The sequence below is a fragment of the Lysobacter sp. Root983 genome (genome assembly GCF_001429345.1).
Lineage (GTDB): Bacteria > Pseudomonadota > Gammaproteobacteria > Xanthomonadales > Xanthomonadaceae > Lysobacter.
In genome coordinates, this window is record NZ_LMJO01000012.1 from 621,491 (window position 1) to 642,635 (window position 21,145).

Here is a 21,145-nt window from a genome sequence, read left to right on the forward strand (position 1 = left end):
AGGCGTCATGTCGAAGCGTCGAGTCACCATCGTCGATGACGATGGCCGCCACCTGATGGCCTGCTACGTGTCCGCGGAATCCTCGGATCTGGAGGGCGCCGACCTCGACGGCTTGCTCGCCAGCGGCATTTCCACGCTACGCGGCCGCAACTGTACCGGTGCCAGCCTATACGCGGCACTGCTGCAAGAGACCGACCTGTCGAGCTGCGATTTCGAAGGGGCCGATCTCAGAGGCGCGAACCTCAAGGGTGCGAGGCTGTACGCCGCGTGCCTGCGCGATGCCGATATGGGACTGGATGCGCTGGGTGGTCCCGTGCGGCTGCAAGGTGCCGACCTGCGTGAAGCGACATTGGGCGGTTGTCGGCTGTCGGGCGCGGAGTACGACGCGACTACCCGGTTCCCGCCGGGCTTCGATCCCGACGCGGCGGGCATGGTCAAGGCCGACTGAGGTCGCGATCGACCGCGGCGGCGCTAAGATGCGCGCCATGGACCGCAAGCGACGCGAGTTCGTGCTCACGACCGGCGCCGCCTTCGCGCCGGTGCGCGCGAGCCCCGCAGGAGCGCAGACGATGTACGGATTGATCGGAAAGATGACCGCCCATGCGGGCAAGCGCGACGAACTGGTCGCGATCCTGCTCGAGGGCGTGCACGACATGCCCGGCTGCCTGAGCTATATCGTCGCCCACGACGCCGGCGATGCCGACGCGATCTGGATCACCGAGGTCTGGGACGGCCAGGACAGCCACGCCGCCTCGCTCAAGCTGCCGGCCGTGCGCGCGGCGATCGCGCGCGCGATGCCGATGATCGCCGGCTTCGATGCCGGCACCACCACCCACCCGGTGGGCGGGCACGGCCTCTAGGGCCGCGCCGCCGCGTTCACCACAGGTTCTTGCCGTCGATCACCGTCACCGGCACCGCGTCCAGGTCGAACTCGTCGAGCAGGCGCGCGTTGATGCTGATCTTGGGGTTGTCGAAATCCGGCTTGAAATCGACCCAGCTGGGGCTTTCGCCGTAGGTGGTGCAGCCGCAGGTGGCGCAGAAGTGGTGGGCGACCATGCCGGTGTTCCAGCGGTAGGTGGCCACGTCTTCCAGCGGCGTCAGCAGGCGGAACTGGGCGGGGGTGTAGTAAGCCCAAAGGCCGCCGCGCTTGCTGCAGATCGAACAGGTGCAACGGGTCACTTCGGTCGGGGCTTCGGTCACTTCGAAACGGGTCTTGCCGCAGTGGCAACTGCCTTGCAGGGGCATGAGCGGGTCCTCGCTGGGTTGTGGTCCATGATCGCCCGGGCGCGTGTCAGTTCCTGTCAGCAGCGTCCGTGCAACGCAGTGCTGCGTGAGGAGCGTGTTGCGGGCCTGCCCGGCCGGCCCCATACACTGCCACAACCTTACAGCGGGAGCGGGCGATGGAACTGGGCATGGTCGGCTTGGGCCGAATGGGCGCGAACATGGCCGAGCGCCTGGTGCGTAGCGGGCACCGCGTTACGGGCTACGACCCCGGCGCGACGGCGCGCGAACAGGCGGCGGCGCGCGGCATCGGCAGCGCGGCCTCGCTGGCGGAGCTGGTGACGGGCCTGCCGGCGCCGCGCGTGCTGTGGCTGATGGTGCCGGCCGGCCGCATCGTCGACGAAACCCTGGCCCAGTTGCTGCCGCTGCTGGCCCCTGGCGACAGCGTGATCGACGGCGGCAATTCGAACTACAAGGACACGATGCGGCGCGCGGCGGAGCTGGCCGAACGCGGCCTGCACTTCGTGGACTCCGGCACCAGCGGCGGCATCTGGGGCCTGGCCGAGGGTTACAGCCTGATGATCGGCGGCGACGAGGACGCGGTGGAACACCTGCGCCCGCTGTTCGAGACGCTGGCGCCGGCACCGGACCGCGGTTGGGGCCGGGTCGGGCCCAGCGGCGCCGGGCATTTCACCAAGATGGTCCACAACGGCATCGAGTACGGCCTGATGCAGGCCTATGCCGAGGGTTTCGCGATCATGCAGCGCAAACCCGGCTTCGACCTGGACCTGCACCAGATCGCCCAGATCTGGCGCCACGGCAGCGTGGTGCGCTCCTGGCTGCTGGACCTGGGCGCGGACGCGCTGGGCAGGAATCCGGCCCTGGACGGCATCGCGCCCTACGTGGAGGACTCCGGCGAGGGCCGCTGGACCGTGGCCGAGGCGATCGACCTGGACGTGGCGGCGCCGGTGATCACCGCCTCGCTGCTGGAGCGCCTGCGTTCGCGCGAAAGCGATTCCTTCGCCGACAAGCTGCTGGCGGCGATGCGCAACGAGTTCGGCGGCCACAAGGTCAAGGCCGGCTAATGCGGAAAGTTACCTCCGGCACCTAGCCTGCGCAGCGCGGCCGGCGCAAAGTGCGCCTGAACCCTGGAGCGCGACCATGCAACTGAGCCTGCCCGCCATGACGCCGATACTCGCCACCGCGGGCATCGGCTGGATTTACTACCGCCGCATCCGCAGCCAGTTCGGCCGCCAGGCCTACCGGCCGCGGCGCGCGCTGGTGCGCCTGACGATCCTGGGCGTGGCGATGCTGGCCCTGATCTTCGGTGCGGTCATGTTGCCGCACGTGTGGCCGGGCGTGCTCGCGGGCAGCCTGATCGGCGCCGCGATCGGCGTATTCGCCTTGCGCCATACCCATGTCGAGCCGTGCATGAAGGCCGCGTACTACACGCCCAACCCCTGGATCGGCGGCGCGCTGTCGCTGCTGCTGATCGGGCGCCTGGCCTGGCGTTGGGCCGGCGGCGCGTTCTCCAGTGGGATGCCGACGTCGCAGGCCAGCCCGTTGACGATGGCGATCGCGGCGACCCTGGTCGGCTATTACCTGGTGTACGGCATCGGCTTGCGCCGCCAGATCCGCCGCCCCGCGGCCGCGTCGGCCATCGAATAGGCGAGGGTGGCGGCCTCCGGCACCGCGGCCCGCCGCGTCCTGGCCGTAGGCCGCAGCAGGCTGGCGCCGAAGGCCGCCATGGTCGTGATCGCGATACGCTGGTTCGCTTGCGAGCGGGCGTCGTGCGACGATCCGGCTGCGATGCGAACGGAGCGCGATGGTGCAGTCGGTAGCCGCTTTCAATAAATCCGGTTCCAGCAAGCTCGTTTCCGAAGAGCTCGACTCTGAAAACGCCGTACGCGTTCGGCCTGTGAACGCGCTGCGTCTGTGCATCGCGGCGTTGTTGATCGCCGTGCTCGGCGCCTGCGCGAGCGCGCCCGCGCGCAACCCGCTCGCACAGTGGCACGGCTCGCCCAACTACAGCCCGCGCCGGGCCCAGCTGATTGTGCTGCACCACACCGAAATGGACAGCGCCGAGGGCGCCCTGCGCGTGCTCAGCGCGGGCGATCCCGAGCGCCGGGTCAGCGCGCACTACCTGATCGGCGCCGATGGACGCCTGTACCAACTGGTCTCGGAACAGGACCGCGCCTGGCATGCCGGCGCCGCCAACTGGGGCGGCATCGAGGACCTCAACTCGGCCTCGATCGGCATCGAACTGGACAACGACGGCAGCGTGCCCTTCGCCGAGGCCCAGATTCAGACCTTGTTGCGTTTGCTACGCGACATCACCCAGCGCCTGTCGATCCCGCCGCAACTGATCGTCGGCCACGGCGATATCGCGCCCACGCGCAAGCACGATCCCAGCGCGCTGTTCCCCTGGTCGCGCCTGGCCGAGGCCGGCTTCGGCCTGTGGCCGCGCGCCGAGCGTACCGCCGCGCCCGCGGGTTTCGACCGCTGGGCCGCGCTGCGCACCATCGGTTACGACCTGCGCGATCCCGCCGCGGCGCAGCGCGCCTTTCATCGCCACTATCGCGGCCAGGACAGCGAGGGCTGGCTGGAAGGCGACGACGAGATCCTGTTCGATCTGCAGCGGCAGTTGATGGCGATGCCGGCTGGTGGGGCAACAGCAAATCCCCCTTGATCCCCCTTTTTCAAAGGGGGAGACAGCAACTGAGGGCGCGCACCGCCTAAAGATTCGTCTACTCGATCTGCAGCGGCGGTTGATGGCGATGCCGGTGGGTGGGCAACAGCAAATCCCCCTTAATCCCCCTTTTTCAAAGGGGGAGACAGCGACTGCGGGCGCGGACTGCCTAAAGATTCGTCTACTCGATCTGCAGCGGCGGTTGATGGCGATGCCGGTGGGTGGGGCAACAGCAAATCCCCCTTAATCCCCCTTTTTCAAAGGGGGAGACAGCGACTGCGGGCGCGCACCGCCTAAAGATTGGTCTACTCGATCTGCAGCGGCGGTTGATGGTGATGCCGGTGGGTGGGGCAACAGCAAATCCCCCTTAATCCCCCTTTTTCAAAGGGGGAGACAGCAACTGAGAGCGCGCATCGTCTAAAGATTCGCTTACTCGATATGCGCGCCGAATCCGACCCGATCGGGTGCGACTTCCGGCTTCAGGGTCAGCGCGGGTATTTCGTACTCGCCGCCGTTCTGGCGACGGAACCGAATCGGCGCGGTCGTCCACAGCGCGTCCAGGCGTTCGCCTAAGCCGTCGCGCACGGCCGCGTAGCGCTCCTCGTCCATGCGGCTGGTGCGGTAGACCACGTAGGGCGGCAGCACCTCGAAGCCCGGGTAGTGCAGCACGCCGTGCTGGATCGGAAACAGCAGGTCGTCGATCGGGCCGTTGACGCCGCGCGGGCCGTAGTGGGACTCCCAGCCGCCGGTGGTGACGACCAGCATCGCGCGCTTGCCCGCCAGGGTGCCTTCGCCGTAGCGGTCGCCCCAACGCGCATCGGAGTGCTCGCCCACGCCGTAACCGAAGCCGTAGGCATAGACGCGATCGACCCAGCCTTTGAGGATCGCCGGCATCGTGAACCACCACAGCGGGAACTGCAGGATCACCGCGTCGGCCCAACGCAGCTTGTCCTGCTCGGCGGTGATGTCGGGGCTCTGGCGGCCACTGTCGTAGGCGCGCTTGGAGTCCAGCACCGGATGGAAGGGCGCGTCGGCGGGGCGGTCCAGGTGATCGTCGCCGTCCAACACGGCTTTCCAGTCCATCGCGTACAGGTCCGAGACCTGGACCTCGTGACCGGCCGCGCGCAGGCGTTCGACGGTGTAGTCCCTGAGCGCGCCGTTCAAGGATCGAGGCTCGGGATGGGCGTAGACGAGCAGGACGTTCATGCGAAGGCTCGGAGAGAGGGTGCGCGCAGGCTAGAACCCGTCCAGGTATATTGGAAATGAATTCTCAATATTCCAGGTATAGCAATGGATAATCTCCGGCGGCTGGACCTCAACCTGCTGGTCACCCTGGACGCCCTGCTGGCCGAGCACAATGTGACCCGCGCGGCGCAACGTCTGAATTTCTCGCAGCCCTCGGTCAGCGTGCATCTGGCCAAGCTGCGCGACCTGTTCGGCGACCCGTTGCTGTTGCCGGGACCGCGCGGCATGCGCCCGACCGCGCGCGCCGAAGCCTTGCGCGAACCGTTGCGGCAGGCGCTGGAGGCGGTCGAACGCGCGGTGTCGCCGCAAGGCCCCTTCGATCCGGCGCAGGCGCAGCAGACCTGGCGCGTCGCCTCAGCCGACTACGGCGAATCGGCGGTGCTGCTGCCGGCCCTGGCCGGCCTGCGCGCGCTGGCGCCGGCCTGTCGTCTGGCGGTGCTGCAGATGCAGCCCGCGCGCGTGGCCAGGCAGGCCGAACAGGGCGAGATCGATCTGGCCCTGCACACCACCCAGGGCGCGCCCGAGGGCTTGCGTCGACGCGCCTTGTTCAGCGAGCGCTACGTGCTGGTGGGGCGCGCCGGTCATCCGCGTTTGAAGCGACGCCCGACCCTGGCGCAGTTCTGCGCGCTCGAGCACGTGATCGTGTCGCCGGACGGCGGCGGCTTCCACGGCGTCACCGACGAAGCGCTGGCACCGCTGGGCCTGTCGCGCCGGGTCGTGCTGTCGGTGCCGCACTTCCTGTTCGTGACATCGGTCGTGGCCAGCACCGACCTGGTCGCGCTGCTGCCCGAGCGGCTGGTGCGCGACGCGCCCGCGCTGCGCGTGGTCGAGCCGCCCTTGGAACTGCCGGGCTTCGAATTGTCCATGCTCTGGCACGAGCGCTCGCATCGCGATCCCGCCCATCGCTGGCTGCGCGACCAGATCGCCGCCTCGGTCTGAGGCGACACCGTAGGATGCGGTGAGCCGAAGGCGAACCGCATCATCGCCCTGTACCGCAAGCTCGCGTTCGTACGGTCGCTGTCGCAGCCGTGGCCCGCGCGCTGTGTCGAATGACGCGGCGCGAATTGGGATAGTGATTCCCACAACATCGAATTCCCGCCAAAGCCATGCGCGGCGCGGGCTTGCGCGGATTGATCCGTTGCTGGAACGCAGACGCGGCGCCGTTCGCGTTTATCGATGCATGCGCGCCGTCTAGATTGCAAAGCCGCGCAGCGCGGATCGCAGCGCAATCCGCCACCACCCCCGCCATCGTCGCGTAGCCCGTCTTCGTCGGCGGCGCTCGCGGCCGCGCCCTATTCGCAAGCTACGGAGCCCCACGTGCTGCTCTTGCCCATCATGCTGCTGTCGGCCGCGGGTTTCACCGTGCTGACCACCGAGTTCATCCTGGTCGGCCTGTTGCCGCCGCTGGCGCGCGATCTGGGCGTCAGCATTCCCCAGGCCGGTCTGCTGGTGACCTTGTTCGCGTTCGCGGTGGCCGCCAGCGGCCCGTTCCTGACCGCCTACTTCTCGCGCTTCGAGCGCAAGCGCTTGTTCGTGATCGTGCTGGTGCTGTTCGGTCTGTCCAATCTGGCCGCGGCGCTGGCGCCGAACATCGGCGTGATGGCGCTCGCGCGCCTGATCCCGGCGCTGGGCGTGCCGGTGTTCTGGGCGCTGGCCAGCGAGACCGCGGTGGATCTGGTCGGACAGGAACGCGCCGGCCGCGCGATCTCGATCATTTCCTTCGGCGTGATCTGCGCCACCGTGCTCGGCGTTCCCATCGGCACCTTGGTGTCCGACGCCTACGGTTGGCGCGTGGCCTTCGGCGCGTTGGCGGCGGTCGCGTTCGGCAAGGCGGCGCTGTTGTATTTCTTCCTGCCGTCGACCCGTCTTGAACGCGCGCACGCGCCCCTGGCCGAACAGTTCCGGGTGCTGCGCGATCCGCTGCTGATCGGCCACGTATTGCTGTCGACCCTGCTGTTCACGGGCATGTTCACCGCCTACACCTATCTGGCCGATCTGCTGGAACGCCTGGCCGGTTTCGACGGCAGCTGGATCGGCTGGACCCTGATGGCCTTCGGCGCGGTCGGCTTGATTGGCAACAGCATCGGCGGGCGCCTGGTCGATCGCAATCCGATCGGCGCGTCCTTGCTGTTCAGCGCGCCGATGGCGCTGGGCCTGCTGGCGGTGGTGCCGGCGATCGGTTCGGCCTGGGGACTGACCCTGGCGCTGACGGTCTGGGGCGTGACCCAGGCCGCCTTGTTCATCGTCAGCCACGTGCGGGTGATGAAGGCCGCGCCGGGCGCGTCGGCGTTCGCGGCCTCGCTGAACATCTCCGGCGCCAACCTGGGCATCGGCGTGGGCGCGTTGGTCGGCGGCCGCGTGATCGAGGCGATCGGCGTGGGCGCCCTGGGCTACGCGGCGGCGGCGATCGTCGCGGTCGCGATCGCCCTGTCGCTGTGGCTGATGTCGGCGCAGGCGCGCGCCGGCGCGGCGGTCGCGGACTGCCCGGCTTGAACGACTTGTCCGAATTTGGCGGAATCGCTGCGTGGCCTCTGCTCGCTGGCACGCTCACTTAGCATCGAGCGTGCCGGTACGCACACGCGTGCCGGCGCGGGCGACCGGGGACGCGCGCGCCCGCACAGACACGAGACGGGCGCGACCGGTCGTCCGGCCTCTTTGCAGGCAAGGGAACCATGCGCGCATTTCGTTTGAGTTTGATTCTGATCGCGGCCTTGTGCGCCGCACCTATCGCCGTCGCCCAGGAGGCGAAGTCGTTCGACGCCGCCACGGTGCTGGTGCAGCAACGCCAGATCCGCAGCGACATCGACGCCGGCAGCGGCGCCTACGGCCGCCTTCCGGCGGATCTGCGGCGCGAAGTCGTAAAGCGCCAGGACGCGCTGTTCCAGTTGCTGCAAGGACGCAGCTACGAACAGTTGGACGAGAGCCAGCGTGTCCAGGTCAGCGACGACCTGGCCTGGATCGAAGCCGCGCCCAAGCAGTCGGCCGAGGAGCGCGTGGTCTGCGAACGGGTGAAGTCGATGGGCAGCAACCGCGTCGAGCGCGTGTGCAGGACCGTCGCCCAACGCCGGGCCGATCGCGAACGCGCCGACAAGCGGGGTATGGACCGCGCGCTGGAGCAGCGCAACGTCTGCGCCAACGCCACCTGCGGCGGCGCGCCCTGAGCACGCAGCCGCAACGAAAAACCCCGGCTCGCGCCGGGGTTCTTCGTTCATGCGGCGCTGCCGTTACGGCGTCGCGTCCAGGGTCTTCTTGGCGTCGATGATGCCGGTGCCGATCGCTTGCGCCGGGGTGGCGCCGAAGGGTTTGGTGTTGGCCTTCAGCAAGGCCTCGACCTGGGCCGGGGTGGGATCGGTGCCGGGCTTGGACAGCATCATCGCGACCAGGCCGGCCACGTGCGGCGCCGCCATCGAGGTGCCGCTGTAGGAGGCATAGCCGGCGGTGGTCGGGCCCTTGGTGCCGAGGTTGATCGTGGACAGGATGTCCACGCCCGGGCCGGACACGTCCACGCCGGTGCCGTAGCTGGAGAAGCTGGCCTTGGCGCCGGCCGAATCGGTGGCGCCGACCACGACCGTGTTGTTGCAGCTGGCCGGGGTGGCGCCGGAGACGTCGGCGTTGCTGTTGCCGGCGGCCACGACCACGGTGGTGCCGCGCGAGACCGCGCCGTCGATGGCCGACTGCATCGCCGCGCTGCAGGCGCCGCTGCCGCCCAGGCTCATGTTGATCACGTCGGCCTTGTTGGCGCCCACCGCGGGCGCGCCCGCGACCGTGCCGCCCGAGGACCAGACGATGCCGTCGATGATGTCGGCGATGGTGCCGCCGCAACGGCCGAGCACGCGCACCGGCAGGATCTTGGCTTGATAGGCCATGCCGGCGACGCCGGTGGCGTTGTTGGTCACCGCCGCGACCGTACCGGCGACGTGGGTGCCGTGCCAGCTGGAGTTGGTCGGCAGCGGATTGGCGATACCGCACTGCAGGAAGGTGGTGTAGTCGCCCGGATCGGAGGGATCGGCGTCGCGGCCGTTGCCGTCGCCGGCGGTGCTGGCGCTGCTGATGAAGTCGTAGCCGCCCGCGATCACGTTGGCGTTGAGGTCCGGGTGCGAGGTGATGCCGGTGTCGACCACCGCCACGATCTTGCCCTGGCCGAGGTGGCCGCTGTCCCAGGCGGTGGTGGCATTGCTGCCGCCGGCGCCGGTGCCGAAGCCGTACTGAGTGGAGAACTGCGGATCGTTCGGGGTCGCCACCGCGTACAGGCGGATGTTGGGTTCGATGTATTCCACGTCCGGATTGGTCGCGATCTGGCGCATCACCGTCGCGGCCTCGACGCTGTCGAGCAGGGTGCTGGCGCGCACCAGTTCGGCGCCGATGCCCAGGGTGCGTTCGCGCTGCAGACTCAGCGGCTTGGCGCGCCCGAACACGGTCGCGGCGTTGTTGAGGCTGCGCTGCAATACGCCGGCATCGCTGCGGCTGGCGCTGCCCGGGCGATAGCGCACGATGAAGCCGTCGACGGGGCCGTTGAGCCCCAGCGTGCCGAGATTCACGCGTTCGGCCGACCAGGCCGGCGCGGACAGACAGGCGGCGGACAAGGCGACGGCGAGTGCGGCGTGGCGGAGTTTCGGATGCTGCGATCGCATGGGGCTCTCCCTTGAGCGGAATCGGATGCTGCCCGGCATTGGCGTGGCCGGACGGCGGCAGGCGAGGGCGCGGTCGCACCCTGCCCCGACAGTGCCGGGCGCCGAGAAGGAGGGTCAATCGGGAGAAATCCCTACGGATCGCGCACGTTTGAGGTGCGTCTGCCCCGATAAGACGGATTTCGGATGCTTGCGTTGTGCCGCGCCCGCCGCCTGGGCTCCCCAGGCAGCGGCCGCGTCCGGCTTAAGCGGTGGGCGCGATGTCGGGCTTGCGGCGCAGCAGATAAACGACGGCGCCGACCGCCAGCGCGATCGCCGCGGCGACCAGATTCTTCAGGCTGGCGCTGGCCAGCAGGCCCAACGACAGCAAGGTCGCCAAGATCGGGATCAGCGGCCCGCCCGGCAGTTGCAGCGCTTCGGGGCGGTCGCCGTGGCGGCGCCGCAACACCAGCACCGACACCGCGGTGCCCAGATAGGTGCACAGGCGCGAAACCACCGACAACAAGGCCAACTGCACGAACGAACCCGACAGCGCCAGCGCCAGCGAGATCGCGCCGATGCTGAGGATCGCCACCGCGGGCGTACGGAAGCGCGGATGGATCGTCGCCAGCGCGCGCGGCCCGTAGCCGTCGGCGGCCAGCGCCAGCAGATAGCGCGGCGCCATCATCACCGTGTTGTTGTTGGTGCCCAGGATCGAGACGCTGGCGCCCACGGTCAGGATCAGCGCCAACCACCAGCCGCCGAAACGCGCGGCGGCCTCGGCCAGCGGCGCCTTCGATTCGGCCAGGCCGGGCAAGGTGCCCAGCGCCACCCATTGCACCGCGAAATAGATCGCGGTGACCGAGGCGATCATGGTCAGCAGCGCGAAGGGCACATCGCGACGCGGATTGCGGTATTCGCCCGCCGCGGCCGGCAGGTTCTCGAAACCGGCGTAGGCGAACAGCAGCAGCAAGGCCGCCTCGCCCAGGTTGCGCAGCGGAATCGCGTCGCCGGGCAGGGCGCCGGCGCTGTCGGCCACCGTGGCATCGAAGTGGCTGGCGCCGAGCAGCACGAACAGGAACAACGGCAGCAGCTTGGCGACCGCCAGCAGCACGCCGGCGCGCGCGGCCGCGCGCACGCCGACCAGGTTGATCGCGACCAGCAACGCCAGCGAGCCCACCACCACCGCGATGCGTCCCGCGCCGCTGGCCGCGCCCGGCCAGAAGTGCGCGACCGCCTCGGCCAGGCCGTTGCTGAGCGCGGCGGCGGTGGCGATGCGCGTGAGCAGCAGCATCCAGCCGACCTCGAAGCCGATGAACGAACCGAAGGCCTCGCGCGCATACAGATAGCCGCCGCCGGGCTGGTCGAAATAGCTCGCGGCCTGGGCGTAGCACAGCACCAGCAGGGCGACCGCGAAGCCGGCCAGCAGCACCGCCCACAAACTGGACGGGCCCAGCAAGGCGGCCGCGGTCGCGGGTAGCAGGTAGATGCCGCTGCCGACCACGTCGTTGATCGACAGGCCCAGCAGCTGCCAGCGGCTGACCGCGCGCAGGGTCGCGGGGGCGGTGTCGGCGGAGCGCGCGCCGGTGCGATCGGACGAGGACGGTTCCAAGGCATCACCGGGCGGGAGCGTGAGGGCCAGAGTGCCCGAGTGGGCGCCCGCGAATCCAGCGCGGGCGCGCCGTATCGCGACCGCCGCCACCGGTTGGGCGCCCGTTAGGCCGGGAATCACGGCTACGGCGCTACTATCCGCACGCCTCGGCCGCCGCTGGCCGCCGATCCTCAAGGAGATCGACCCGATGAGAGCGCTGATCCTGACCGCCGCCACTGTCGCACTGCTGGCCGCCTGCAAGCCCGTGCCGCCCAGCGAGCTTCCGGCGCCTGCCGCGCCCGACGCGCCCGCCGCGCCTGCCGCGCCCGTGGTGGACCCGCCCGCCGTTCCGCCCGCGGTCGCAAGTCCGGAAGCGCCTGCCGCCGATCCCGCGCCTACGCCGCCCACGAACGACGCGGGCCGGGCCCAGGTCAACCAGTCGATCGAGGAAGTGCTGGGCGATCCGGCGCTGTACGAGCCGGCGATCCTCGCCTTCCAGAAAGCGGTCGCCGCGCACGACGCCGCGGCGGTGGCCCGGATGGCCGACTATCCGTTCAACGCGACCGTTGCCGGCAAGCCGACCAAGATCCAGGACGCGGCCGCCTTCGTCGCCGCCTACGACCGCATCGTGACGCCGGCGATCGCCAAGGTCGTGACCGAGCAGAAGTACGCCGAGCTGGCCGTCAGCGGCAAGGGCGTGATGTTCGGCAACGGCGAGGCCTGGATCAACGGCATCTGCCAGGACAAGGACTGCAAGCGCGTGGACGTGCGCGTGGTCGCGCTGCAGTCCGGCGAACCGGCGGCCGCTCATTAACAGGCGTCCGCCCCTGCCGCTGGCGATCGTGCTGAGCGCCGTGCTCGCCTTGGGGGCGGCCGGCAGCGCGCACGCACGCAAGGTCTACCGCTGCGTCGGCCGCGACGGCTCGGTCAGCCTGGCGACCGCGCCCGAGCCGGGCTCGCGCTGCGAGGCGCGCGAGTTCGACGACAACGTCGCCAAGGTGCCCAACCTGTGGGGCTCGATGGGCGTCATCAACGGCACCCTCTACGAACGCCAGCAGGACGGCCAGACCGTCTACAGCACGCGCAATCTGCCCGGCTCGACCAAGGTGCTGTCGTTCATGGTGGAAACGCCGCCGGGCGAACCCGCGCACGTCGGCTTGGGCCTGGTCGGCAAGCCGCAGTTGGACAAGTACGCGGCGCAGTTCCGTTCCGCCGCCAAGGCCACCGGCGTCGACGACGCCTGGTTGCGTGCGATCGCCCATGCCGAAAGCGGCTTCAACGCCGCCGCGGTCTCGCCCAAGGGCGCGCAGGGCGTGATGCAGCTGATGCCGGCCACGGCGAGGGAATACGGCGTGGTCGATCCGTTCTCGGCCGAGGACTCGATCAACGGCGGCGCGCGCCACCTCAAGCAACTGATCCGTCGCTACAAGGGCGACCTGACCCTGGTCGCGGCCGCCTACAACGCCGGCATCGGCGTGGTCGCGCGCTACGGCGGCGTACCGCCCTACCGCGAGACCCAGGCCTACATCGCCAAGGTCCAGGCCCTGCACGAGAACTACCGCGCCGCGCTCGCGCCCAAGCCCAAGCGCGCGGGCAAGAAGCGCTGACGCGAGCGCGAAGCGGCGGCGCGGTTCGCTAGCCTCAGGCCAGCGCGGCCTTGTGCGCCTCGAACGGCAGCGGCGTCGCGCCGCTCTGGGCGACGATGCGCGGCTCGGCTGCGGTCAGCAGTTCCTTGCTGCCGTCGACCACCACCAGGATGCGGCCGGCCTCGATCTCGTCGTGGAACTTGCGCCGGATCGGATCGGGCAGGGACGAGCCCACCAGCGCCGAGGCCCAGCAGCCGACCATCGCACCGGCCATGGTCGCCGCCGCGGCGCCGGCCAGGGTCAGCGCGATCGGCGTGGCCGCGACCACCGCCAGGCCCGCCGCCAATCCTGCCGCGCCGCCGATACCGGCGCCGCGCAACGCGGCCGGCATCAGGTCGGTGTCGGCTTCCTTGCGTTCGTTGGGGATCGACGCGAGCTCGATGTCCGAGCGCGCGATCAACAGGATGTCGTCGTCGTGCACACCGGCTTCCAGGGCGGCGTTCATCGCGGCCTGGGCGCTGGCTAGATCGGGCGTGCTGAATACATGTCGGATCTTCATGCTTCCTCCTGACGAAGCTTCGTCCTGGAGAGCGTTGCGATACGTTCGATCGCGATGCGCATCGCGTGGATGGCGGCCTGGGGCGCGCAAGCCGCAGCGTCGTCGCCCGGCCGTCGCGGCGAGCTTGGGCGCGGCCGGGTTACCGCGACGTGAGGGCGGCGCGCCTGCGCTTGGCGTTAACGTCGCGGTGCTAATGTGCGCTTCGTTCGTCACCGCATTCATGGAGCTCCGCATGCGTCGTCATCCCGGTTCCGCTTACGTACTCGCCGCCCTCGTCGCGCTGAGCTTGGCCGCCTGCAAGCCGGCGGCACCGCCGGAAGCGGCCGCACCGGCGGCCACGCCGGCCGCCGCCGAGACCGCCGCGCCGGTCGCCGAAGCGACGCCGCCCGTCGCGAACGCGGCTACGCCGTCGCAGTTCGCCGGCAAGGTCTGGGAGGTCAAGGAGTCGGCCACGGTCGAGAAGGGCACCACCTACGCCTTCCTCGCCGACGGCCATCTGGTGATCGACGGCCCGGGCGGCACCCCGCTGCAGGCGCAATGGAAGTTCGATGGCGGTCAGCTGACCATCATCGAGGAAGGCCAGGTCTATCCGACCGATATCCTCAAGCTGGATGCCGGCGAGTTCCGCATCCGCAGCCACAACCCCGGCGAGCCGGTGGAAGTGCTGCTGGTGCCGGCGGCGGACCAGACCCTGCCGACTGCGCAGGCGAACACGTCGATATGAGCGCGGCCGCGACGAGCGAGGGCGCAAGCCGCCGCGCGGCGCGGGTGTTCGCGCGCAGCGTTCTGGGCCTGCGGACCGGACGGGTCCGCCGCCCCGGCGTTTGACCATGTCCATGCAGCCCTTCATCGACGTGAGCTGCCCGTATTGCGGGGAGACCATCGGCCTATTGCTGGACGTCTCCGCGGGCGATCAGACTTACATCGAGGACTGCCAAGTGTGCTGCCGTCCCATCGTCGTCTCCGTCGCCATCGACGAGGAGGGCGAGCCGCAAGTCGGCGTCAGCGCAGAGGACGAGGCATGAGCGCAAGCGTGGGCGGCCGCACCGCGGCCTGGTGTCTGTTGTGGGGCTGGATGCTCGCGGCCTCCGCCCACGCCGCCGAGGTGCTGCCGTGGCAGCCGGCGCGCATCTCCAGCGCGCAATTCGAATCGCATCCGGCCTTCGACCCGCGCAACGGCGATCTGTACTTCGTGCGCAGCCGCCCCGATTTCAGCGGCTGGCGCCTCTACACCAGCCATTGCGGCGCCGACGGCTGGTCGGAACCCGCATCGCCGCCATTCGCGGGCGACGGCGTCGAGGCCGATCCCTGGTTCACGCCCGACGGACGCAGCCTGTACTTCATTTCCTCGCGCTCGGTCGACGGCGTGCCGCGCAAGGACCTGGATATCTGGCGGGTGGATCGCGACGCCAGCGGGCAGTGGGGCCCACCCCAGCGGCTGCCCGAGCCGGTAAATTCGCCCGGCGCCGAATGGTTCCCGCGTCCCGCCGCGGATGGCTGGCTGTACTTCGGTTCCACCAACCGCCCCGGCGGTTACGGCAAGACCGACCTGTGGCGCGCGCGCCAGGACGCGCAGGGCGCCTGGAAGGTCGAAAACCTCGGCCCCCAACTCAACACCGCCGAGGACGAGTACGAACCGCTGATCGCGCCGGGCGGCCAGCGCATCGTGTTCATGGCCGGCGACGGCCTCTACGAAAGTCATCGCAAGCACGGCCGGTGGGCGCCGCGCGCCAAGCTGGGTCCCCAGATCAACGTCAACGGCAGCGAGATCGGCGCGCTGCTGTCGCCTAGCGGGCATTCGATGCTGTTCGCGCGCGACACCAAGGGCGAGCGGTCGGGCGAGTTGTTCCTGTTGCGCGGCAAGGGCGACGAAGCCTGGCCGCCGAAGTGCCCGAAGGACGGCTGATACCGCAGGTCCGCGCGCGCCGGTTCGGCGCAGACACGATGAGAGCGAGCGCGACGCATCGCCGCCGATCCGGCTATCGTTCGCACCAGTCCCCTCAAACCGCGACCATGCCCGCAAGCAAATCCGCCGCCGCGCGCGGCCCGGCCGGCGACACGCTGGATACGCGCGCGCTCAATCGCGCCTTGCTGCAGCGGCAGTCGCTGCTGCAGCCGTCGTCGGCATCGCCGCTGGCGATGATCGAGCGCCTGGGCGGTCTGCAGGCGCAGGCGCCGAACCCGCCGTATCTGGGTTTGTGGTCGCGCTTGTCCGAGTTCCGCCCCCAGCAACTGACCGAACTGATGCAGGCGCGTCAGGTGGTGCGCGCGACCATGATGCGCGGCACCCTGCATCTGGTCAGCGCACGCGACTACCTGGACTGGCGCGCGACCCTGCAGCCGATGCTGCGGCGCCTGTTCCTGCAAAGCGATCAGGGCCGCGCGGTGCAGGGCATGGATCTGGACGCGCTGGGCGCGGCCGGGCTGGTGCTGCTGGCGCGCCAGTGCTTGAACGCCACCGACCTGGGCGCGGCGTTGCAGCCGCAGTGGCCGCAACGCGACGCCGCGGCGATGGCGCGCTGGGTGCGCGGCGTCGAGCCGCTGGTGCACGTGCCGCCGGCCGGGGTCTGGGACTCGCATCGCGCGGCCGGCTTCGCGCCGGCGGCGGACTGGCTGGGCCAGCCCTTGAGCGCGGACGACGCCAGCGACGCGATCGTGCTGCGCTATCTGGCCGCGTTCGGCCCGGCGACGGTGCAGGACATCGCCGCCTGGTCGGGCCTGCAGGGCGTGCGCGCGATCGTCGAGCGCCTGCGTCCGCGCTTGCGCACGTATCGCGACGCGGCCGGCACGACCTTGTTCGATCCGCTCGACGCGCCAGCGCCCGATCCGGATTCGCCGGCGCCGCCGCGCCTGCTCGCCGATTTCGACAATCTTCTGCTCGCCCACGCCGACCGCAGCCGCATCTTCGACGAGCGGCGCAAGTGGTCGGTGTTCACCCGCAATGGGATCGTGCGCGCCACCGTGCTGATCGACGGCTTCGTCGCCGGCACCTGGAGCCTGGAGCGCACCAAGGACACCGCGACGATCGCGATCGTCCCGTTCGCGTCGCTGGCCAAGCCGCAGCGCGCCGCCTTGGATGAGCTGGCGCAGCGTTGCTTGAGCGCGTTCGCACCGACGCTCGCACACGCGGTGAGCTTCCAACCCGCCTAGGCGAACTCGCGGTGCCCCGGATCACGTCGAATCCGCGATCGGTTCGACGCCGATGCGCGTGCGCGCCTGAGCGCGTCGCCCGCGAACGCATGCGCGCATGACCGGAGCACGCGCGATTTCGTAAAGGTTGTGTTGCGTTCAGCCAATCCAGGCACAGCGCGACCCGGCGCAATGCCGCCTTAGGTCACGTTTTGACGCGTTTCGACGGACTCGCCTAACGTCATTCCTAAGCGATGTGGTTAAGCGAACGTAGCTTTAACGCTTCGCGCGCGAGATCGGTTCAGACGCGCGCCGGCAAGGTGCAGTCGTGCGGTGACCCCCAAGCTTTCAGACATCCGCGCAACACATCACCTCCAGGAGAGATCGCATGAATACCCTGTCCCGCAAGTCGCTGATCGGTGCTTTCGCCCTCGTCGCCAGCCTGTCGGCTCCGCTCGCGTTCGCGCAGCAGGCCGAGCAGGCTCCGCCGGCCGAGCAGGCGCAGACCACCGACGCCGCGGCCGCCGCCGCGACCGATGCGACCGCCGCCCAGACCAGCGAGCCGGCGGCGACCGCCGCCGCGCCGCAGAAGAAGAGCTGGAGCGATGTCGACGTCGACAAGGACGGCAACCTGAGCAAGACCGAGGCCTCGAGCGTGCCGGCCCTGGGCCAGGTCTTCGACAAGGCCGACAGCAACGCCGACGGCTCGCTGACCGCCGACGAGTACAAGGCCTATGTGGCCAAGGCGCAGAGCAGCAAGCCGGCCAAGCACGGCGGTTGATCCGCGCCGACGTAGCTCGGTAAAACCCGAGGGGTGTGGACTCCCCTGCGGAGGAAGGGCGGCTAGGGCCGCCCTTCCTGTTTGCAGGCCCGGTTTTTCGCCGGGCCGCGCGCGCGGCATAATGCGCGCATGAATCGCACGCACGCGGCCGCCATCCGGCTGGTCGGCTTCGACGCCGACGACACGCTCTGGCGCAGCCAGGATTATTTCGACCAGGCCCAGCTCGATTTCGAGCGCATCGTCGGCGCCTATGTCGACCTGCACGATGCCGGCGTGCATCAGCACTTGTACGAAGTCGAGAAGCGCAACATCGCGCTGTTCGGCTACGGCGTGAAGGGCATGGTGCTGTCGATGATCGAGGCCGCGGTCGAGATCACCGGCGAGCGCATCAGCGCCGCCGACCTGCACCGCATCGTCGGCCTGGGCAAGGACCTGCTGCGGCACCCGGTCGAGCTGCTGCCGGGCATCCCCGAGGCGGTGCGCGCGATCGCCGGCGAATACGACGTGGTCCTGATCACCAAGGGCGACCTGTTCCACCAGGAAGCCAAGGTGCGCCAGTGCGGCCTGGCCGACTTGTTCCGTCGCATCGAGATCGTCAGCGAGAAGGACACCGCCACCTATGCGCGCCTGTTCGACGAGTTCGGCCTGAGCGCCGGGCAGTTCGTGATGATCGGCAACTCCCTGCGCTCGGACATCGCGCCGGTGCTGGAGTTGGGCGGCTGGGGCATCCACATGCCCTACCACGTGACCTGGGCGCACGAGAACGAGGCCGAGGTCGCCGCCGATGCGCCGCGCCTGCGCCGCGTCGACGGCGCCGCCGCGCTGCCGGATGCGGTGCGCGAACTGGCGCGCGCGGCCGTCGCCTGAACGGGCGACGACGCCAGCCCAACGCCGGCTGAGCGGTTCCGCGCCAAGCCGGCGAAATTACGAAATCGTTCACCGTCGCGGTCGCATCGTCGCCGCATGCCTGCAATGGTGCAGGCTTGAGGAGAACGACATGACCGCACTGTCCCGATGGCTCGCCCCGGTGGTCGTGGCCGCCGGTTTCGGCGTGGTCGCGATGGCGCCGGCCCCGGCAATGGCGCAGAGCGACGACCTCGCCCGCGTGATCGTCAACGTGGCCGATGTGATCATCCGCGGCAACACCCCGTACTACCGCTACGGCAACTACGGCTACGACGATCGCCTGATCGTGGTGCGCGATCGCTACGGTCGTCCGACCTACTACCGCAACGTGCCGCGCCACGGCTACGCGCAGCCGCCGTACGGCAACGCCTACGGCTATCGCAATCAGTACAACCGTCCGGGCTATAGCACCGGCAACTGCAACCAGTACGGCAAGTGCCGCACCGAGTACTACGACGCCCGCTACGACCGTCGCCACGATCGTCGTTACGACAATCGCTACGACAACCGGTATTACAACGGTCGCTACTACGACAACCGCTACGACAGCCGCTACGACCGCCGGCGCTACGACGACTAAGCGCCGCCCCGACGGCACCGCATGGCGCGGTGCCGTCGTCCGCCCTGCTGTCGCGCACCGCGTTCGGTGCTAGCCTGCGGCCCTGCCCGCAAGGAGTCGTCCCGCCATGAAATCGCTATTGCTGTGCGCCAGTCTGGCCGTCGCCGGCCTGGGTTCCGCCTGGGCCCCCGCGGCGCAGGCCGCCGGCCACGTCGACTGCAAGCTGCGCTTCAACCTCGCGGGCTGGTCGGTGTTCTACAAGACCTCCTCGGGCAGCGGCACGGTCACCTGCGGCAACGGCCAGAGCATGGCGGTCAAGATCAGCGCCAAGGGCGGCGGCCTGACCGTGGGCAAGTCCAAGATCGAGAACGGCGTCGGCGAATTCTCCGGCGTGCACGACATTTCCGAGATCCTGGGCACCTACGCCACCGCCGAGGCCCATGCCGGCGCGGTCAAGTCCAGCAAGGCCCAGGTCATGACCAAGGGCGAAGTCTCGCTGGCCCTGGCCGGCAAGGGCCAGGGCTGGGACCTGGGCGTGGCCTTCGGCAAGTTCGTGATTTCGCGTTGAGCATGGACCGCGGCGTCGCACCGTCGCCCAAGCCGCCGCGTCGGCGCCTGCGGGTGCGCCTGCTGGCGCTGCTGGCCTCGATCGCGGCGATGCTCGGGATCGGCCAGAGCTGGGCGCAGGACTACGCCTTCGGCTGGGATCCGCGCAGCGGCGACGCCTGGGTCGACACCTGGCTGGGCGACGTGAACCGCTACGGCGCGCGCTACCGCGAGCCCTTCGTCGACGAGATGGTGCGCAACTACGGCGCGCCGCGCGAACTGGTGTCTGAACTGCTGGGCGCGCGCCGCTGGGCCGCGGGCGACGTCTACTACGCCTGCGCGCTGGCCCAGGTCTTGGGCCGTCCCTGCCGCTACGTGGTCGACGAATGGGAACGCAGCCACGGCGAAGGCTGGGGCGCGGTCGCGCAGCGCCTGGGCATCAAGCCCGGCTCGCCCGAGTTCCACCGCCTCAAGCGCGGCTTCGTGCCCACCTACGACCGCTGGGGCCGGCCGATCGCGATCGATGCCGAACTGCGCCGCGATTTCCCGAACCGGCCCAGCGTGAAGAGCAAGCGCGCGCAGCCGTCGCAGGTCGCGCGCGAGGCAGGCAAGGGCAAGGGCGCCGACAAGGGCAAGGGCGCCGACAAGGCCAAAGGCCCCGCGCCGCGCAAGGCACAGGGCAAGCAATAGGCGCGCCCGCGCGGCTGGGCTGGGGCGGCTTTATGATGGCCGCATGAGCGAACGCGCCCCCGCCGCGGACATCCGCATCGTCGATTTCGCGCCGCAATGGCGCGCCGATTTCGCCCGCCTCAATATCGAATGGCTGGAACGCTGGTTCGTGGTCGAACCTATCGACCGCACGGTGCTGGAAGACCCCGAGACCCACTTGCTCGCCGACGGCGGATGCGTGCTGTTCGCCGTGGACGGCGCGCAGCGCACGCTGGGCACGGTCGCGCTCAAGCACGAGGGCGATGGCGTCTACGAGCTCACCAAGATGGCCGTCGACAGCGGCCTGCGCGGCGGCGGCCTCGGGCGCCTGCTGATACTGGGCGCGCTGGAACGCTTTCGGGCGATGGGCGGCCGCGAACTGTTCCTGGAATGCAACACCAAGCTGACGCCGGCGTTGAAGTTGTACGAGAGCGTCGGCTTCCGTCATTACCCGGCGCCGCGTCCCGGTTCGCACTACGCCCGCGCCGACGTCTACATGGTCTGGCATCCGCCGGAGTAAGGTGGTTCGCAAATCCGAATCGGCTGCGCGCAGATGCGGCGCGTGTGGATGTCGGTTCTCGGAATGCGCCGGCGCGGGCAGGGCGGGGGATCAGGGCTCCGGCGGTGCACGCAACATCGGCTTGACCAGCATCGCGATGCCCGCCAGCAACAGCAGCACGCCCGTTCCCAGGGTCCAGTAAGCGCCGTGGTTGCCGGGCGCCATATGACTGTTCCAATAGGCGCCGCCCGCGCCGAACACCACCAGCACCGCGCCGAAGCCGAAGCTGCCCAGGCCGAGCAGCAACGCCAGCCACACCGGCAGGCGCAGGAACACCATGCCCCATGCGGCCAGCACCAGCACTGCGTAGGCCATGATCGCTCCCTATCGCCGACCGCCCTAAGTTAGCGGCAGCGCGGCCTGCCAACAATGCGCGGCCGGGCAGGGCGCTGGCATGTCGGCGCAAGGGCCGACGCATGGCCGGCGGGCGCCGGACGGCGGCCAGAGCCGGGGCTCAGG

26 protein-coding genes are annotated in these 21,145 nt (G+C 69.7%); 20 read left to right on the forward strand and 6 right to left on the reverse strand.

Features of this window, described 5'->3' with window-relative positions:
- Positions 1 to 7: 7 nt before the first annotated feature.
- Both ASE43_RS22150 and ASE43_RS10080 read left to right on the forward strand, forming a co-directional pair.
- On the forward strand, positions 8 to 448 hold the full coding sequence (locus tag ASE43_RS22150) for a pentapeptide repeat-containing protein (RefSeq protein WP_057160364.1): 441 nt from the start codon (positions 8 to 10) through the stop codon (positions 446 to 448).
- A gap of 37 nt (positions 449 to 485) precedes the next feature.
- Positions 486 to 860, forward strand: coding sequence for a putative quinol monooxygenase (locus ASE43_RS10080; protein ID WP_082607252.1), 375 nt, complete (start codon positions 486 to 488; stop codon positions 858 to 860).
- 16 nt (positions 861 to 876) lie between these two features.
- Here the strand turns inward: ASE43_RS10080 and ASE43_RS10085 are convergent, their stop codons facing one another.
- Entirely contained in the window at positions 877 to 1,245 is a 369-nt protein-coding gene (locus tag ASE43_RS10085; protein ID WP_056178548.1) for a GFA family protein, read from the reverse strand.
- 155 nt (positions 1,246 to 1,400) lie between these two features.
- Between ASE43_RS10085 and gnd the strand changes: the two genes are divergently transcribed.
- The 3 genes from gnd to ASE43_RS10100 all read left to right on the forward strand — a co-directional run bounded on the left by gnd (position 1,401) and on the right by ASE43_RS10100 (position 3,910).
- The gene (gene gnd / locus ASE43_RS10090) at positions 1,401 to 2,306 is read left to right on the forward strand and encodes a phosphogluconate dehydrogenase (NAD(+)-dependent, decarboxylating) (protein WP_057160365.1); all 906 of its coding nucleotides are present in this window, start codon (positions 1,401 to 1,403) and stop codon (positions 2,304 to 2,306) included.
- A 76-nt stretch (positions 2,307 to 2,382) separates the two neighbouring features.
- Positions 2,383 to 2,889 (forward strand): hypothetical protein, encoded by a 507-nt coding sequence (locus ASE43_RS10095; protein ID WP_057160366.1) that lies wholly within the window; start codon positions 2,383 to 2,385, stop codon positions 2,887 to 2,889.
- Between the two features lie 250 nt (positions 2,890 to 3,139).
- Positions 3,140 to 3,910: an N-acetylmuramoyl-L-alanine amidase gene (locus ASE43_RS10100; protein WP_057160367.1), complete on the forward strand. Its 771-nt coding sequence runs from the start codon at positions 3,140 to 3,142 to the stop codon at positions 3,908 to 3,910.
- A 429-nt stretch (positions 3,911 to 4,339) separates the two neighbouring features.
- Here the strand turns inward: ASE43_RS10100 and ASE43_RS10105 are convergent, their stop codons facing one another.
- A complete protein-coding gene (locus ASE43_RS10105) occupies positions 4,340 to 5,116 on the reverse strand; it encodes an NAD(P)H-dependent oxidoreductase (RefSeq protein ID WP_057160368.1) in 777 nt (258 codons plus the stop codon).
- An 84-nt stretch (positions 5,117 to 5,200) separates the two neighbouring features.
- Here ASE43_RS10105 and ASE43_RS10110 point away from each other — a divergent pair, with 84 nt between their 5' ends.
- From ASE43_RS10110 to ASE43_RS10120, 3 genes are all read left to right on the forward strand, one after another.
- Positions 5,201 to 6,094, forward strand: a complete 894-nt coding sequence (locus tag ASE43_RS10110) for a LysR family transcriptional regulator (protein ID WP_057160369.1) — start codon at positions 5,201 to 5,203, stop codon at positions 6,092 to 6,094.
- Between the two features lie 378 nt (positions 6,095 to 6,472).
- Entirely contained in the window at positions 6,473 to 7,648 is a 1,176-nt protein-coding gene (locus ASE43_RS10115) for an MFS transporter (RefSeq protein ID WP_235568684.1), read from the forward strand.
- 179 nt (positions 7,649 to 7,827) lie between these two features.
- Positions 7,828 to 8,316, forward strand: a complete 489-nt coding sequence (locus ASE43_RS10120; protein ID WP_157499824.1) for a hypothetical protein — start codon at positions 7,828 to 7,830, stop codon at positions 8,314 to 8,316.
- A gap of 63 nt (positions 8,317 to 8,379) precedes the next feature.
- Here the strand turns inward: ASE43_RS10120 and ASE43_RS10125 are convergent, their stop codons facing one another.
- Together ASE43_RS10125 and ASE43_RS10130 are read right to left on the reverse strand one after the other, a co-directional pair.
- Complete coding sequence (locus tag ASE43_RS10125; RefSeq protein ID WP_057160371.1) at positions 8,380 to 9,786, reverse strand: S8 family peptidase; 1,407 nt, start codon at positions 9,784 to 9,786, stop codon at positions 8,380 to 8,382.
- A 241-nt stretch (positions 9,787 to 10,027) separates the two neighbouring features.
- A complete protein-coding gene (locus ASE43_RS10130) occupies positions 10,028 to 11,314 on the reverse strand; it encodes an APC family permease (protein ID WP_057160653.1) in 1,287 nt (428 codons plus the stop codon).
- A gap of 247 nt (positions 11,315 to 11,561) precedes the next feature.
- Here ASE43_RS10130 and ASE43_RS10135 point away from each other — a divergent pair, with 247 nt between their 5' ends.
- Together ASE43_RS10135 and ASE43_RS10140 are read left to right on the forward strand one after the other, a co-directional pair.
- Positions 11,562 to 12,167 (forward strand): hypothetical protein, encoded by a 606-nt coding sequence (locus ASE43_RS10135; protein ID WP_057160372.1) that lies wholly within the window; start codon positions 11,562 to 11,564, stop codon positions 12,165 to 12,167.
- 28 nt (positions 12,168 to 12,195) lie between these two features.
- Positions 12,196 to 12,960: a lytic transglycosylase domain-containing protein gene (locus ASE43_RS10140; protein ID WP_235568686.1), complete on the forward strand. Its 765-nt coding sequence runs from the start codon at positions 12,196 to 12,198 to the stop codon at positions 12,958 to 12,960.
- A 34-nt stretch (positions 12,961 to 12,994) separates the two neighbouring features.
- Here ASE43_RS10140 and ASE43_RS10145 read toward each other — a convergent pair whose 3' ends face one another.
- On the reverse strand, positions 12,995 to 13,498 hold the full coding sequence (locus ASE43_RS10145) for a hypothetical protein (protein WP_057160374.1): 504 nt from the start codon (positions 13,496 to 13,498) through the stop codon (positions 12,995 to 12,997).
- Positions 13,499 to 13,730: 232 nt separating this feature from the next.
- On the opposite strand from ASE43_RS10145, the gene ASE43_RS10150 reads away from it, so the two are divergent.
- The 10 genes from ASE43_RS10150 to ASE43_RS10195 all read left to right on the forward strand — a co-directional run bounded on the left by ASE43_RS10150 (position 13,731) and on the right by ASE43_RS10195 (position 20,647).
- Positions 13,731 to 14,222, forward strand: a complete 492-nt coding sequence (locus ASE43_RS10150; protein WP_157499828.1) for a hypothetical protein — start codon at positions 13,731 to 13,733, stop codon at positions 14,220 to 14,222.
- Between the two features lie 106 nt (positions 14,223 to 14,328).
- Positions 14,329 to 14,523 carry a CPXCG motif-containing cysteine-rich protein gene (locus tag ASE43_RS10155; RefSeq protein ID WP_056178582.1) on the forward strand — a complete coding sequence of 65 codons (195 nt, stop codon included), beginning with the start codon at positions 14,329 to 14,331 and terminating at the stop codon, positions 14,521 to 14,523.
- Complete coding sequence (locus tag ASE43_RS10160) at positions 14,520 to 15,404, forward strand: hypothetical protein (RefSeq protein WP_235568687.1); 885 nt, start codon at positions 14,520 to 14,522, stop codon at positions 15,402 to 15,404. The genes ASE43_RS10155 and ASE43_RS10160 overlap by 4 nt, the downstream gene beginning before the upstream one ends.
- Before the next feature lie 107 nt (positions 15,405 to 15,511).
- Complete coding sequence (locus ASE43_RS10165) at positions 15,512 to 16,648, forward strand: winged helix DNA-binding domain-containing protein (protein WP_057160376.1); 1,137 nt, start codon at positions 15,512 to 15,514, stop codon at positions 16,646 to 16,648.
- A gap of 367 nt (positions 16,649 to 17,015) precedes the next feature.
- Positions 17,016 to 17,408, forward strand: a complete 393-nt coding sequence (locus ASE43_RS10170; protein ID WP_056178591.1) for a hypothetical protein — start codon at positions 17,016 to 17,018, stop codon at positions 17,406 to 17,408.
- A gap of 129 nt (positions 17,409 to 17,537) precedes the next feature.
- The gene (locus tag ASE43_RS10175; protein WP_056178593.1) at positions 17,538 to 18,275 is read left to right on the forward strand and encodes an HAD family hydrolase; all 738 of its coding nucleotides are present in this window, start codon (positions 17,538 to 17,540) and stop codon (positions 18,273 to 18,275) included.
- Positions 18,276 to 18,405: 130 nt separating this feature from the next.
- A complete protein-coding gene (locus ASE43_RS10180) occupies positions 18,406 to 18,894 on the forward strand; it encodes a hypothetical protein (RefSeq protein ID WP_056178596.1) in 489 nt (162 codons plus the stop codon).
- 106 nt (positions 18,895 to 19,000) lie between these two features.
- On the forward strand, positions 19,001 to 19,441 hold the full coding sequence (locus ASE43_RS10185; protein WP_056178598.1) for a hypothetical protein: 441 nt from the start codon (positions 19,001 to 19,003) through the stop codon (positions 19,439 to 19,441).
- The gene (locus ASE43_RS10190; RefSeq protein ID WP_157499832.1) at positions 19,438 to 20,109 is read left to right on the forward strand and encodes a hypothetical protein; all 672 of its coding nucleotides are present in this window, start codon (positions 19,438 to 19,440) and stop codon (positions 20,107 to 20,109) included. Before ASE43_RS10185 ends, ASE43_RS10190 begins: the two co-directional genes overlap by 4 nt.
- 43 nt (positions 20,110 to 20,152) lie before the next feature.
- Complete coding sequence (locus ASE43_RS10195) at positions 20,153 to 20,647, forward strand: GNAT family N-acetyltransferase (protein WP_057160378.1); 495 nt, start codon at positions 20,153 to 20,155, stop codon at positions 20,645 to 20,647.
- Between the two features lie 90 nt (positions 20,648 to 20,737).
- On the opposite strand, the gene ASE43_RS10200 is transcribed toward ASE43_RS10195, so the two are convergent.
- Positions 20,738 to 21,001, reverse strand: coding sequence for a hypothetical protein (locus ASE43_RS10200; protein WP_056178609.1), 264 nt, complete (start codon positions 20,999 to 21,001; stop codon positions 20,738 to 20,740).
- Between the last annotated feature and the right edge of the window lie 144 nt (positions 21,002 to 21,145).